The organism is Salinarimonas soli (assembly GCF_008386575.1).
Classification (GTDB): domain Bacteria; phylum Pseudomonadota; class Alphaproteobacteria; order Rhizobiales; family Beijerinckiaceae; genus Salinarimonas_A; species Salinarimonas_A soli.
Map to the genome: position 1 here is coordinate 361,969 of NZ_VUOA01000019.1, position 12,997 is coordinate 374,965.

At 74.7% G+C, this 12,997-nt stretch carries 13 protein-coding genes; 6 read left to right on the forward strand and 7 right to left on the reverse strand.

What is annotated here, in order from left to right:
* Positions 1–11: 11 nt before the first annotated feature.
* The 7 genes from pqqA to F0L46_RS10945 all read right to left on the reverse strand — a co-directional run bounded on the left by pqqA (position 12) and on the right by F0L46_RS10945 (position 7,012).
* Complete coding sequence (gene pqqA / locus F0L46_RS10915) at positions 12–104, reverse strand: pyrroloquinoline quinone precursor peptide PqqA (RefSeq protein WP_149817346.1); 93 nt, start codon at positions 102–104, stop codon at positions 12–14.
* Between the two features lie 151 nt (positions 105–255).
* Positions 256–957, reverse strand: coding sequence for a response regulator transcription factor (locus tag F0L46_RS10920; RefSeq protein WP_149817348.1), 702 nt, complete (start codon positions 955–957; stop codon positions 256–258).
* Positions 958–992: 35 nt separating this feature from the next.
* On the reverse strand, positions 993–2,570 hold the full coding sequence (locus tag F0L46_RS10925) for a sensor histidine kinase (protein ID WP_149817349.1): 1,578 nt from the start codon (positions 2,568–2,570) through the stop codon (positions 993–995).
* Positions 2,571–2,651: 81 nt separating this feature from the next.
* Positions 2,652–3,452, reverse strand: a complete 801-nt coding sequence (locus tag F0L46_RS10930; RefSeq protein WP_149817351.1) for a formylmethanofuran dehydrogenase subunit C — start codon at positions 3,450–3,452, stop codon at positions 2,652–2,654.
* A complete protein-coding gene (fhcD, locus tag F0L46_RS10935; protein ID WP_149817353.1) occupies positions 3,449–4,363 on the reverse strand; it encodes a formylmethanofuran--tetrahydromethanopterin N-formyltransferase in 915 nt (304 codons plus the stop codon). Before fhcD ends, F0L46_RS10930 begins: the two co-directional genes overlap by 4 nt.
* Complete coding sequence (locus tag F0L46_RS10940) at positions 4,356–5,984, reverse strand: formylmethanofuran dehydrogenase subunit A (RefSeq protein WP_149817354.1); 1,629 nt, start codon at positions 5,982–5,984, stop codon at positions 4,356–4,358. Before F0L46_RS10940 ends, fhcD begins: the two co-directional genes overlap by 8 nt.
* Positions 5,978–7,012 carry a molybdopterin-binding domain-containing protein gene (locus F0L46_RS10945; RefSeq protein ID WP_149817356.1) on the reverse strand — a complete coding sequence of 345 codons (1,035 nt, stop codon included), beginning with the start codon at positions 7,010–7,012 and terminating at the stop codon, positions 5,978–5,980. The genes F0L46_RS10940 and F0L46_RS10945 overlap by 7 nt, the downstream gene beginning before the upstream one ends.
* 166 nt (positions 7,013–7,178) lie before the next feature.
* On the opposite strand from F0L46_RS10945, the gene F0L46_RS10950 reads away from it, so the two are divergent.
* Genes F0L46_RS10950 through F0L46_RS10975 form a run of 6 tightly spaced genes read left to right on the forward strand, consistent with a single transcriptional unit; the run spans position 7,179 to position 12,945 of the window.
* The gene (locus tag F0L46_RS10950) at positions 7,179–8,183 is read left to right on the forward strand and encodes a beta-ribofuranosylaminobenzene 5'-phosphate synthase family protein (RefSeq protein ID WP_240539950.1); all 1,005 of its coding nucleotides are present in this window, start codon (positions 7,179–7,181) and stop codon (positions 8,181–8,183) included.
* A 4-nt stretch (positions 8,184–8,187) separates the two neighbouring features.
* Entirely contained in the window at positions 8,188–9,081 is an 894-nt protein-coding gene (locus F0L46_RS10955; protein WP_149817357.1) for an NAD(P)-dependent methylenetetrahydromethanopterin dehydrogenase, read from the forward strand.
* Positions 9,082–9,088: 7 nt separating this feature from the next.
* Positions 9,089–10,297: an ATP-grasp domain-containing protein gene (locus F0L46_RS10960; protein ID WP_149817359.1), complete on the forward strand. Its 1,209-nt coding sequence runs from the start codon at positions 9,089–9,091 to the stop codon at positions 10,295–10,297.
* Positions 10,230–11,204 (forward strand): methenyltetrahydromethanopterin cyclohydrolase, encoded by a 975-nt coding sequence (gene mch / locus F0L46_RS10965; protein ID WP_149817361.1) that lies wholly within the window; start codon positions 10,230–10,232, stop codon positions 11,202–11,204. The genes F0L46_RS10960 and mch overlap by 68 nt, the downstream gene beginning before the upstream one ends.
* Complete coding sequence (locus F0L46_RS10970) at positions 11,201–12,118, forward strand: ATP-grasp domain-containing protein (RefSeq protein ID WP_149817362.1); 918 nt, start codon at positions 11,201–11,203, stop codon at positions 12,116–12,118. Before mch ends, F0L46_RS10970 begins: the two co-directional genes overlap by 4 nt.
* Positions 12,118–12,945, forward strand: coding sequence for a triphosphoribosyl-dephospho-CoA synthase (locus F0L46_RS10975; protein ID WP_149817364.1), 828 nt, complete (start codon positions 12,118–12,120; stop codon positions 12,943–12,945). The genes F0L46_RS10970 and F0L46_RS10975 overlap by 1 nt, the downstream gene beginning before the upstream one ends.
* Positions 12,946–12,997: the final 52 nt, after the last annotated feature.

Here is a 12,997-nt window from a genome sequence, read left to right on the forward strand (position 1 = left end):
GGAAGATGGTGTCAGAACAGAACCGGATCGATCTCGGCCGACTCGTAGCTCGTGACTTCCATCCCGACGCACATCTCCTGAACAGACGGCTTAGCCCACTTCATGATGATCCTCCTCGGATACGTCCGCGAATTCTTCTAAGAGAATTCTAAGACATTGCAGTGACTACGAATTTTCGCCACGAGCCGAGTATCCGACGTTCCCCCGTCTGCGGCAAGCCCCAAATCGACTGGACTCCCGACGAAGACCGCCGGCTCACTGGAATCCCGCGTCGCGCAGGTCGAGCATGAAGCCGCGCCCGCGCACCGTGACGATGAGGGGACCGCCGGTCCGGGCGATGTCGCCGAGCTTGGTGCGCAGGTACCCGATATAGACGTCGACCACATTGAGCGAGAGGCCGCCCTGCGTGGCCCAGAGTCGGTCGTAGATGTCACCCCGGGACAGGGGGCGGTTCGCCTCCTGCATCAGGGCCATGAGGAGCTCCGCCTCGCGCTGGGTGAGGCGGGCGCTCGCCGTGCCGAAGCGGGCCTGGCGGGTGGTGAGGTCGAGTGTGAGGCGCCCTGCCGTCACCACGTCGCGCGGGGGCTCGCTGCCCTGGCGGCGCAGGAGCTGGGCGCGCAGGCGCGCCACGAGCTCGTCGAAGCTGAAGGGCTTCACGATGTAGTCATCGGCCCCGAGGCTCAGGCCCTCGGCCCGGTCGCTCACCTCGTCCTTGGCGCTCAGGAAGAGAATCGCCCCCGCATAGCCGCCGCCGCGCAACGCCCGGCAGACGTCGTGGCCCGAGCCGTCGGGGAGCATGTTGTCGAGCACCACGGCGCAGGGCGCGGTCTCCCGGGCGCTGACCAGGGCCTCGTCGACCCGCTCGGCGACATCCACCTCGAAGCCCTCCGCCGCGAGGCCGCGGGCCAGCATGCCGCGGATGTCGCCGTCGTCCTCCACGATCAAGATTCGGGTCACGCCGCCTCCTCCAGCCCCGCCACGCCGGCCGCCTCTCAGGCCGCCCGCTCGCGGCCTTCCATGGGCAGGTCGAGCACCACCCGGGCGCCGCGCCCGTCCGGTCCCGTCTCCAGCCCGACGGCTCCCTCGTGACGTTCCGTCACCCAGCGCGCGAGGGCAAGGCCTATTCCAAAGCCCGCCGGCCCATAGCCCCCGGCCCGCGCGAACCGCTCGAAAAGCGCGGCGCCCTCGGCGGGAAAGCCCGCACCGTCGTCCGTGACGCTGATTCGGGCCGTGGAGCCCAGCGTCGCGAGGGCCACGTTGATCCGGGTGGCGCCCGCGGCGTGGCGCAGGGCGTTGTCGATGAGGCCCTCGACGATCTGGCGCAGCCATTCCGGGTCGCCGCGCACCTCCACGTCGGCGGGGGCGGGCTCGAAGGCGAGCGCCACGCCGCGGCTGCGGGCGAGCGAGGCGAAACCCTCGACGGCCTCGCTGAGGATCGGCAGGAGGCTCACCGGGCGCAGGTCGAGCTCCAATTGACCGGCCTCCGAGCGCGCGACCCGCAGCATGTCCTCGACCCGTCGGTGCAGGCCTTGCGCCCGCTTGCGGATGGCCAGAAGCCCCGCCCGCAGGGCGGTGTCGCCGGGCGGGAGCGTGCGAAGCGCGATGTCGCATTCGCCGAGGATAACGGTAAGCGGCGTGCGCAGCTCGTGGCTGACGTCGGTGAAGAAGCGGCGGCGCGCCTGGTCGATATCCTCCAGCCTCGCATTGGCGGCGCGAAGATCCGCCGTGCGGGCCGCGATGGTCTCCTCCAGGGCCGCCCGGTCGGCGGCGACGCGCCGCTCGCGCCGGCTCAGCCGCCCCGCCATGCGGTTGAAGCCCGCCACGAGGAGGCCGAGCTCGTCGCGGCCCTGGCGCGGCAGGCGCGTCTCCAGCTCGCCCCGGCCGATGGCGCTCGCCGCCTCCCGGATCGCGTCGAGATGCCGGAGGACGGGGCGCGTCGCGGCGCGGTGGAGCACGAGGAGCGCCCCGAAGGCGGCGAGCGCCGCCGCCACGGCGCCCAGGCGCAGGCGGTTGGTGAGCGCACGAGCCTCGGCGGACGCCGCGTCCACGGCCCGGCGCTCGGCCTCGACGAGGAAGGAGAGGGCCGGGCCCGTGATGGCGCCGAAGCCGTTGAGGGCGCCGCGCACGGCATCCGTGCGGGCGGCCGATTCCTCGCGCTGGAGGGCGGCGTCGACCTGCCGGTCGAGGAGGCTCAAGGCCGCGCGCAGGCGGGCGACGGGGCGGCTTCGGGTCGCCATCTCGTTGCGCTCCAGGGGGGTGGCCGCGCCGGCGGCCTCGCGCCCGATGCGCTCGTCCACCGTCTGCAGGGCGCGCTCGACCTCGGCCCGCGCGGCGGCGATCCGCCCCCGGCCGAGAGCCGGCGCGTTCACCGCGTCGATGCTGGCAAGGCCGTAATCGGACAGCCGGCCCGACAGCTCGGTGAGAAGGTCGAGGCGGGCCTGCGCGGCGAGCGAGCGCTCCAGCGCGACCTCGGAGGCGTGGAGCGCCGCGAGCAGCGCTCCGGCCGCGAGCACCACGACCAGGGCCGCGCCGCCGACGAGCAGGGCGAAACGCGCTTTGAGGGTCTGCATCCCGCCTCGGCGTCCTCCGGCGGCGGCCATGCGCCCCGCCGTCCCAGAGTGTCACCGCCTGCAAGCCGGGGGAAGCCGCGATCAGCGGCGCGGCGTCAGGAGCTCGCCCTTGCCAAGTGTCGCGAGGTCGCCGGCCCGGCGCTCCAGGTCCCCCTCCGCCAGCCCAGCCAGGTCCGGCGCGAGCCGCCGCAGGATGCCATGGAGCAGGCGAGCGAAGACGAGCCGGTGCGTGCCCGTGGGGACGAACCCTGAGATCAGGGGCCCGTGCCCGCCGACAAGCAGCGTGCCCCGGCGCATGGCATAGCCCGGCGCCGCCCCGACCGTTCCGGCCACGATGGTGCCGCCGATCATGCGGGTCCCGGCGTGGTCCTCGGCCGTGTCAGTGACGATCAGTCCGCGGCGCATGCGGTCGCCCAGGCGAGTGCCCGCGCGCCCCCTGACCACGAGCGTCGCGCCGTTGAGGCCGACCGGCGCGCCGTAGGGGGCCCCGCCCGCGCGCTCGCCGGCATCACCGTGGATCTCGATGAGCCCTCCCGTGGCGCCCACGCCCGAAAACGGCCCGGCCGAGCCCCGCACCCGGAGCGTGCCACCGCTCATGCCGGCGCCGAGGCGCTGCCCCACGGGCCCCTCGACCGTCACGGTGCCCTCGCTGAACCCCGCGCCGACGCCGTCGAGGCGGGGAGAGCCGCCCTCGATGCGCAGGTCGGAGGCGTCGCCGCCGCTCACCGCGAAGCAGTCGGCGAGGACGAGGCCCATGCGGCTCGTCCCGACGGGCAGCTTCTCGATCGACAACGGCCCGTCCCGGCGCAGGGCCGCGCACAGGCCCGACAGGTCGAGCCGCTCCGGGGGCTCCTCGCGCAGGCGCAGGGTCAGCGCGCTCATGGCAGGAGGTTCCGCAGGTGGAAGTGATGGCGCCCGAGCTGCCCGCCGTAATTGCCCGCCGTGACCCGGACGAGGCCCTCGGCCGCGCCGACCGCCGTTGCGGCGGCGAGCGCCGCCCGCATGGCGTCCGCCACGGCGGCGGCCGAGAGCCCGTCGATGACGATCTCCAGCACGGCCCCGACCTCCGGCGCGAGCGCCGAGCCCGGGCGCCCCTTGAGGGTCGGGCAATAGGCGTCGTTGGTGGAGGCGATCATGCCCTCGTAGCGCGAGCCGACCTTGGACCCTGAGCGCACGATGCCGCCGGGGAAGGGCAGGATCACGTCGGGCACCCCCCGCGCCGCCTCGGCGGCGGCCTCTGCGACCCGCAGCGTCCCGGGGAAGTCCCGGCCGAGAAAGAGGAGGTTGCCGCCGCCCACCGCGCCCTCGACCACGCCCGTGTCGTGCTCGCAGACGAACTCCCCGTCCATGACGGGAATGCGCCAGAAGCGGCGGCCGTCGAGGCGCTTGGCGACCTGGTGGCCGTCGCCGAACACCCGGAGCGCGCCGCCCACCTTCAGGCGGGTGTGCCCATGCGTGCCCGCGTAGCAGGCCGAGCCGGGGCTGGTGAGCACGCACTGGCCGACGCGCTTCACGAGCTGGCCCTGGAGGCCCGGAGCGTCGAAGCCGAAGAGCAGCACGCGGACGCCCGGCCGCCCGTCGGGGGTCTGCTCCGGGTCGAGCTCGTGCTCCAGGCCCGCCTCCACCCCGCAGCCGATGACCGAGGTGCCGAAGCCCGTCATGGCCTGGGCCGCGATGCGGGCCCAATGCAGGGTCTCGGCCGTGACAACGACCCCCGTCGCCGCCATGTCGAAGGCCTCGGCGAAGGTGTCGTCGACCGGGATGCCGTTGAGGCTCAGCCCCGCCTCAGCCATGCCGGACCCCGCTCGGCGCGGCGGCGAACACCTCGCGTCCTGCAAACGCCGCGTCGGGCACGGCGAAGCCGTCGAGGCCGCGGCCGTAGCGCCCCTCCAGATAGGCGTCGGCGCGCCCGCGCATGGCATGGTCCGTCTCGATCCCGAGCGCGAGGGTGCGCCCGGCGGGACGGGCCACGAGCCGCCCGTCCTCCACCACGATCGCGCCGTCCTTGAGGACGAAGCGGGCAGCGGCGAACATGGCGGTGCGGTCCGGGTCATCCCGGTACACCGCGACGTCGGCCCGCGCGCCGGGGCCGAGATGCCCGCGGTCGGATAAGCCGAGCAGCCGTGCCGGCCCGGCGCGGGTCATGGCGGCGACGTCCGACAGGCTGTATTCGCGCTCGATCCCTGGCAGCGCGGTGCGGGCCGCGATGACGGGATCGAGCCCCGCGATCTCCCGGTCGCGCTCGGCCTTGTCCATGAGGAGGTGGAGGATGCGGGGATAGGCCGTGAAGGGCCCGCCGTTCGGATGGTCGGTGGTGAGGAGCGTGCGGGACGGGTCGGGGGAGAGCAGCATGATCTCCAGCCCGATGGCGAACTGGAGGCAGCTCGTGGGATTGGCGCGGCGATAGGCGAAGGGCACGAGGCCGCCGCCCTCCGCGTCGCCCGCGACGAGGGCCCAGCGCCGGGGCCGGGCGCCGGTGCGGCCGGTGAACTGGCGGCCGATGTCGAGCGAGATCGTGCAGGTCTGGCCGAAGCTCACCTGGCCGACATCGAGCGTCACGTTGGGATGGCGCGCGAGCGTCTCGCAGATGCGCTCCGCCGCGGACGAGAACCCGCCCTCGGGACGCGCCGCATAGGCATAGAACTGCGCGTGGGCGAGGTGCATGCGCCGCCCCTCGGCGGCCTCCACCGTGGCGACGAGGCTGTCGTCGGCGCCCGCGAGCCCGAGATTCGAGCAATGGACGTGGAGCGGGTGGGGCACCCCGAGGGTCTCGACGGCGTCGAGAAGGGCGCTGAGGATGCGGCGCGAGGTGAGCCCGTAGGAGGGCACCTCGTCGTCGAGGGCGAAGCGGCTGGCTCCGTCCTTGAAGGCCGCCGCGCCGCCCGCGTTGATCACCTTGAGGCCGAGCCCACGGGACGTGGCGAGCGTCAGGGCCACGAGGTCGCGCACGGCGTTCGCGCTCTCGCCCGCCCTGAGCAGCGCGAGCAGCTGGTCGTCGTTGCCCATCACGGTGAGGCCGGCCCGGTCGATCACCGGCACCTCGGCGAGCTCCAGGTGGGTCGCGAGCGCCGCGACGGGCGGCATCGCGGGCTCGATCACGGTGGTGTAGCCCATGCGGGCATAGGCGGCGCCGATCTCGGCCGCCGAGCCGGAGGTGCCGCGGATGTCGCCGAGCGGCGCCTCCTCGGCGTGGAACTCGGGCAGGAGCAGGCGCGAGAGCACCACGTTGCCGCCCGCGATGTGGGAATGGACGTCGATGGCGCCCGCCATCACGATGCAGCCCGCCGCATCGATGGTGCGGTCGGGCGCCTCGCCCGGGGGCACGATGCGCTCGTCCCGGATCCACACGTCGCCGATCCCGTCGCGGCCGTGGACCGGGTCGACGACCCGGCCGCCCGTGATCCGGGTCAGCATGGGAGGCCCCTGTGACGCGCGACGCCCTCGATGATCGCGCCGATCACGGCCGCGGCGGGCGGCGCCGTGCCACCGGCGCCCGCGCGGAAGGCGAGCTGCCCGGTGCCCGTGTCGTACAGGACGCCGTCCGAGTCGATGCCGGGCACCGCGGCCTCGATCACCACCTCGGCCTCGGCCCCGCTCGCTTGGCCCAGCACCGCGACGACGGGGAGGTCGGACGCCCAGGGCGGCAGCGTGCTCGGGGCGCAGGCAAGCCACAGGGCGGCGTCGGCCTCGCCCGACGTGACCTGGCGCGCGGCATCAAGGCGCCAGGCATCGTGCTCCGGCCGCCCGCGCCCGAAGCCGAGGCGCGGCGGCATGCCGGTTTGCCAGGCGCTCACCTGCGCGGAGAGGCGGGCCTCCGGCGCATCGGCAAGCGAGAGGGCGAAGAAGCGAGTCGTGGCGCACAGGTCCGCCGCGAGCCCGTGCAGCATGCCGATCCCGAGCTCGCCGAGCTCGCCTGGATCGTAGAGCGCCACGCCGAAGCGCACCTCGCGGAGCTCGTTCGCCAGATTCGCGACCGCCGCGTCCGGGCGCAGGCGCCCCGCGAGCGCCCCGCGCAGCTCGCCGAGGCGGCCCTCGAGGCTCAGGCGGTCGCCGGGCTCGGCGGGGAGCGCCAGCATGCGCCGCTCGGCGCCCGCCGCCATCCCGAGGCTCGGGCGCGTCGCGGCCGCCTCGGCCCACAGATCGGACGCGGCGGCGCGCGCGCCGACCGCGAGCACGGCATCGGCGCGGGCGATGGTCTCGCGCGGGGTTGTCGTCACGGCGCCGCCCGCCGCGAGCGCGCCGAGATCCGCGTAGAGCGCGTCCGACCCCACGGTGTCGACGCTGGCGCCCAGGGTTTCGGCGAGCCGGTACGCCGCCTGGACCCCCGCCACGTCGGCCGAGAGGCCCGCCACCACGGCCGAGCGCGCGGCGGCGAGAAGCGCGGCCGCGGCGGCGACTGCATCGTCCAGGGAGGCGTCGGCGCCGGCGATCCAGGCCGCCATCGGGGATCCTTTCGGTTCGGAGCGGCAGGTTTGCACCCCACTATTGGGGACGCAAGTGCTTGCCGTTTCGAAGGCGAATGCTGAGACATTTCTAAGAAATGCTTCGGTTGCCGAAGCGGAAGAGCTTGTGGGATGGTCTCAGGGCGCAGGCGGCTGGGAGGCCCGGGTGGCAATTGGCGTGGGCGGTGGGAGCGGTACGGTCCGGGTCCGGGCGCCCGCCCGGCTGCATATCGGCTTCGTCGACCTCAACGGCTCCCTCGGCCGCCGCTTCGGCAGCCTCGGCCTCGCCCTCGACGAGCCGGCGCTCTCGCTGACCCTGACCCGCGCGCGGGAAGCGCGCGCCGATGGCCCCGACGCGCCGCGCCTCCTCGATACGTTACGCGCCGCGGCCCGGCATCTGGGCGTGCCCGACGCCTGCGCCGTCGCCTGCTCCGAGGGCATCCCCGCCCATGCGGGATTCGGCTCAGGCACCCAGATCGCGCTCGCGGTCGCGGCGGGGCTCGCGCGCCTGCATGGACAGCCTTTCGACGCCCCGGCCGCGGCGGCGGCCCTCGATCGCGGCAACCGGTCGGGGATCGGTCTCGCGGCATTCCAGGCGGGCGGCCTCATCCTCGACGGCGGCCGCGAGGCGGGCGGGCCGACACCGCCCGTGATCGCCCGCCTCGATTTGCCCGAGGCCTGGCGCGTGGTGCTGATCCTCGACGAGGGGGCGCGGGGCATCCACGGCGCCCAGGAGGCGGAGGCCTTCCGGCATCTACCCGTGTTCCCGGAGGCCGACGCGGCGCATCTGTGCCGGCTCGTCCTCATGGGCATCCTGCCCGCGGCGGCGGAGGCGCGCCTGGAGCCGTTCGGGCGCGGCATCGCCGAATTGCAGCGCCGGGTCGGCGACTTCTTCGCGCCCTTCCAGGGCGGACGCTTCACGAGCCCGCACGTCGCCGAGGCCCTCGCCTTCTGCGAGGGGAACGGCGTGCCTGGCGTCGGCCAGAGCTCCTGGGGTCCCACGGGCTTCGCCGTGGTGGGCTCGCAGACCGAGGCCGAGGGGCTGGTTGCGGCCTTGCGGCGACGGCCCGGCGCGCCGGGGCATCTCACCTACACCATCAGCCGCGGCCGCAACCGCGGCGCGGACATCGTCGCCGAGCCGAGCGCGCTGCGGCGGCTGGGAGGCGCCTGATCCCATGGCCCGATCGATCCTGCACATGCTCTCGCCGCAAAAGCACATGAGCCCCTTCGACGTGAATATGGCGGTCGACGCGGGCTTCGACGCGGTGGTGCCCTATACGGGCGTGACGCTGGAGGAGGTGACCCCCCTCGTCCAAGACGCGATCTTCTCCCGCTCGCCTCAGGACGGCCTGCGCACCGGGATCTTCATCGCGGGCAAGAGCGCGGAGGCGGCCCTCGACATGGCGGACGCCGCGCGCCGCGCCCTGGTGCCGCCCTTCGCGCTCCACATCTTCGCCGACCCAGCCGGCTCCTTCACCACGGGCGCGGCGGCGGTGGCCGTGATCGCGCGCGCCTTGCGGCGCCTCGACGGCGCGGGGCTCTCGGGGCGGCGGGTCGCCCTGTTCGGCGGCACCGGGGTGGTGGCCTATTGCGCGGCGGTGCTCGCGGCGCGTGAGGGCGCCCGTCCGGTTCTCGTAGGCTATGACGGGCCCGAGCGCGTCGGCCGGATCGCGGCGGGCATGCGGGCGCGCTTCGGGGTCGAGGTCGAGGCAGCGGACGGCTCGACGGCCGAGGCGAAGCGCGCCGTGGCCCGGGACGCGGACGTGATCCTCTCCGCAGCCGCCGCGGGCGTGCAGGTTCTCTCGGCGGCCGATCTCGAGGGAGCCGATCGCCTCCTCGTCGCGGCCGACGTGAACGCCGTGCCGCCAGCAGGCATCGAGGGCGTCGGCGTCCAGGCGGACGGGGAGCCCTTAGGCCGCGGCCGCGCCGTCGGCATCGGGGCGCTCGCCATCGGCAACGTGAAATACCAGACCGAGGCCGGCCTGTTCCGCCGCATGCTCGCTGCCGACGAGCCGCTGATGCTCGACTTCGGCGAAGCGTTCCGGCTCGCCGTCGAGATCGCCGGGTGATCGGTTCATGACGCCAGGCTCGGGGCGGGCAGGGGAGGGCGGGGCGCTGCTGATCGCGGCGCAGTCCGGCCGCGCCCTCGCCGCCGCCGCCCGCCGGGCGGGGTTCCGCCCTTACGTCGCGGACATGTTCGGCGACGACGACACGCTCGCCCTGACCGACGCCTGGCAACGCCTGCCGGGCCGGTTCGGGAGGGGCGCGGAGGGAGAATCGGTCGACGCGGTGCTCGACGAGCTGGCCAAGGCGGCGGGCGACCATCCGCTCGGGCTCGTCCTCGGCAGCGGCTTCGAAGGCGCGCCGCATGTCGTGGCGCGGCTCGCCCGGCGCTTTCGCCTCCTCGGCGCCAGCGCCGAGACGATCCGGCACCTGAAGGACCCCTTCCGGCTCGCGGCGTTGCTCGCCGATCTCGGCGTGCCCCACCCGCCCTTGACGGCGGACGCGGTGCCCGATCCGGCAGCCTGGCTGTCGAAGCGCCGGGGCGGCTCGGGCGGCGGGCACGTGCGCCCGGCCGGCCCCGGCGCGCCGCTACGGGGGCGCTATCACCAGCGCCGGGTGCCGGGCCGCCCCGTCAGCATCGCCTTTCTGGCCGATGGCCGCGATGCCCTGTGGGTGGGTGCCAGCGAGCAATGGACGGCGCCCGCGCCGGGGCGCCCCTACCGCTTCGCGGGGGCGCTCGAGCCCATCTCAATCGGAGAGGGCATGCGGTGCGAGATGGAAGCGGCCCTGCGCGCCATCGTGGCCCGCACGGGCCTGCGGGGGCTCGCAGGCGCCGATTGCCTCGTGGAGGGCGGCCGCTGGTGGCTCCTGGAGATCAACCCGCGCCCGGGCGGCAGCCTCGACGTGCTCGACCGCCGGGCGACGCCGCTCCTCGGGCGCCACGTCGAGGCCTGCCTCGGCCATCTCGGCGCGCCCGAGCCGCCGCCTGCACGAATCGCCGCGACCCGCATCCTCTATGCGGGCCGGCCGTGCGTCGTGCCGCCGGCCCCGTGGCCCGACGGGGTCATGGACCGCACGCCCGCCGGGAGCGTCATCGGGCCGGGAGACCCGGTCTGCACTCTCTGGGCGGAGGCGGGGGACCGGGCAGGGGCGCTGGCCGGGCTCGACCGGCGCGAGGCGGCGGTCTGGGCCATGTTTTCGGGGGACGGGGATCATGAATACCAAACCGGGGGCACGCCCGCGCCCGAGCGTGAACGGGCTTGCGGGGGCGCTGGTCGATAGGCTCGTCGCCGACGCGGCGGCCCTGCGCCTCGCCGTGACCGCCGACGCGGGATCCCCCCGGCTCATCGATGCCGGGGTCGGCGTGCCGGGCAGCATCGAGGCCGGGAGGCGCGTCGCCGAGATCTGCCTCGGCGGCCTGGGCCAGGTGCGGATCGCCTCCACGGGGCCGATTCCCGCCTGGCCCTTCTCGGTGGAGGTCCATGCGAGCGATCCGGTGCTCGCGTGCCTGGGCTCGCAATATGCGGGCTGGAGCCTCAAGGACGGGGAGGGCTACTTCGCGCTGGGGTCGGGCCCCGGCCGGGCGGCGGCGAGCGGGGAGGAGATCTTCGAGGAGATCGACTACCGCGACAAGGCTGGGCGGATCGTGCTCGTGCTGGAGGGCGATGGCCCGCCGCCGCCGTCCGTCGTGGCCGACATCGCCAAGGATGCCGCCCTGCCCCCGGAGTCGCTCACCTTCATCTACGCGCCGACGCAGAGCCTCGTCGGGGGCACGCAGGTCGTGGCCCGCGTCCTGGAGGTGGCGCTCCACAAGGCGCACGCGATTGGCTTCCCGCTGAAGGACATCGTGGACGGCCTCGGCGTGGCGCCCCTCGCTCCGCCCGCGCCCGACGCCATGACCGCCATGGGGCGCACCAACGACGCCATCATCTATGGCGGACGCGTCCAGCTCTTCGTTTCGGCGAGCGACGGCGAGGCGCGGGAGCTGGCGCGAGCCCTGCCCAGCACCACCTCCCGCGACCACGGCGCTCCCTTCGCGCAGGTGTTCGCGCGCGCCAACGGCGACTTCTACGCCATCGACCCGCACCTCTTCAGCCCCGCCGAGGTGATCGTCACCTCGCTCGCCACGGGCCGCAGCCATCGCGGCGGGCGGCTCGCCCCCGATCTCGTGGACGCGTCCTTCGCATGACCCGCATCGGGCTCGCCGCCGAGAACGGCGCCTGGCACCGCGATCGCCTCAGTGCGGCGCTGCGCGCGGCGGGCATGGAACCCGTCCTGTTCTCGCTCGCCGACGTCACGATCCGCACAGGTGAAGGCGAGCCGTTGCGGGTGCCGGGCTTCGAGGGCTGCCTGCCCGACGGCCTGCTGCTCCGCACCATCTCGGGCGGAACCTTCGAGGCGACGACTCTGCGGCTCGGCGTGCTGCACGCCCTCGTGGCGGCGGGGGTGACGGTGTGGAACGGCCCCGTCGCGATCGAGCGCTGCGTCGACAAGTCCATGACGAGCCTGCTGCTGGGCCGCGCGGGCGTGCCCCAGCCCGACACCTTCGTGCTCTCCCGCCGCGAGAGCGCCGCCGAACTGGTGGCCCGGGAGGCGGGTCCGGGCCGGCCGCTGGTGCTCAAGCCCCTGTTCGGGTCGCAAGGGGAGGGCCTGCGCTTGATCGAGCGGCCCGAGGACCTGCCCGAGGCCGGCGAGGTGTCGGGCGTCTATTATTTCCAGCGCTACGTGCCCTCGCCGGACGGCGCCTGGCGGGACTACCGGGTCTTCGTCTGCGCCGGGGAGCCGGTGGCGGGCATGATTCGCGAGGGCGACGGCTGGATCACCAACGTCCACCGGGGCGGCCGCCCGCTTCCCTGGGCCGTGCCGCCCCGCGCCGCCGCCCTCGCCTGCGCCGCGGCCGCCGCGACGGGCGCGGCCTACAGCGGGGTCGATCTCGTCTCGGACGGGGAGGGCGGCTTCCTGGTGCTCGAGGTGAACTCCATGCCGGCCTGGTCCGGCCTCCAGACGGTGACCGAGGTCGACATCGCGGGCACGATCGCCCGTGCCTTCCTGCGCGCCGTGATCGGCGCCGCGCCGCCGCGCCTTGCCGCGGCGGGAGCCTGATGGACCGGGAGACGATCGCTGCGGCCTACCGGGCCGCCTGCCACGAGGAGCTGCGGGCGCTCAAGCCGGGCAACGTGCACGACTTCGCGGCGGGCCACCGCATGGCGGTGAGCGACTTCGAGACCAGCGCTGTCCTCTCGGCGGGCCCCCTCACGGAGCCGGGCGCGCGGGTGGGGGCGCGCGTTCTCGCCGCCGTGGAGGCGACCCGGGCCGCCGTGGGCCAGAACACGAATCTCGGCATTCTCCTCCTCTGCGCGCCCCTTGCCGCTGCCGCCGAGGCGGGCGGCGATCTCCGTGGGACGCTGACCCGCGTCCTGGCCGGCCTCGACCGAGCGGACGCCGTGGACGCCTTCGCGGCGATCCGCCTCGCGGCTCCAGGGGGCTTAGGCACCGCGGAGCGCCACGACGTCGTGCGTGAGCCCCAGGCGACCCTGCTCGCCGCGATGGCGGAGGCGGCGGATCGCGACCGCATCGCGTGCGCCTACGTGACGGGATTCGAGGACCTGTTCTCGACCGGCCTGCCGGCGCTCGAGCGCGCCCGCGCCCGCGGCCTCGACCCCGCCTGGCGGCCCACCGCCGTCCATCTCGCGTTCCTGGCGGGCTTCCCCGACAGCCACGTGGCCCGCCGTCACGGCCCCGCGCGCGCCGAGGCCCTGCGCCTGGAGGCGGCCCGGATCGCGGGCGAGATCGACCTCGCCGCCCGCCCCGTCGAGCCCCTTCTCGCCTTCGACACACGCCTCAAAGCGGAGGGCATCAACCCCGGCACGAGCGCCGATTTCACCGTCGCGACGCTGTTCTGCGCCCGTCTCCTCGCCCACGCGGCGTGATGCGCCGTCTGTGCCCATCATCGAACCGCCGCCGGGCTCCCCTCCCCCTTGC

Coding starts and splice junctions, on each gene's coding strand:
- F0L46_RS10975 (WP_149817364.1), top strand. CDS start 12,118: ATGGACCGGGAGACGATCGCTGCGGCCTACCGGGCCGCCTGCCACGAG.
- mch (WP_149817361.1), top strand. CDS start 10,230: ATGAATACCAAACCGGGGGCACGCCCGCGCCCGAGCGTGAACGGGCTT.
- F0L46_RS10925 (WP_149817349.1), bottom strand. CDS start 2,570: ATGCAGACCCTCAAAGCGCGTTTCGCCCTGCTCGTCGGCGGCGCGGCC.
- F0L46_RS10945 (WP_149817356.1), bottom strand. CDS start 7,012: ATGGCGGCCTGGATCGCCGGCGCCGACGCCTCCCTGGACGATGCAGTC.
- F0L46_RS10970 (WP_149817362.1), top strand. CDS start 11,201: ATGACCCGCATCGGGCTCGCCGCCGAGAACGGCGCCTGGCACCGCGAT.
- F0L46_RS10955 (WP_149817357.1), top strand. CDS start 8,188: ATGGCCCGATCGATCCTGCACATGCTCTCGCCGCAAAAGCACATGAGC.
- F0L46_RS10960 (WP_149817359.1), top strand. CDS start 9,089: ATGACGCCAGGCTCGGGGCGGGCAGGGGAGGGCGGGGCGCTGCTGATC.
- F0L46_RS10930 (WP_149817351.1), bottom strand. CDS start 3,452: ATGAGCGCGCTGACCCTGCGCCTGCGCGAGGAGCCCCCGGAGCGGCTC.
- F0L46_RS10940 (WP_149817354.1), bottom strand. CDS start 5,984: ATGCTGACCCGGATCACGGGCGGCCGGGTCGTCGACCCGGTCCACGGC.
- fhcD (WP_149817353.1), bottom strand. CDS start 4,363: ATGGCTGAGGCGGGGCTGAGCCTCAACGGCATCCCGGTCGACGACACC.
- pqqA (WP_149817346.1), bottom strand. CDS start 104: ATGAAGTGGGCTAAGCCGTCTGTTCAGGAGATGTGCGTCGGGATGGAA.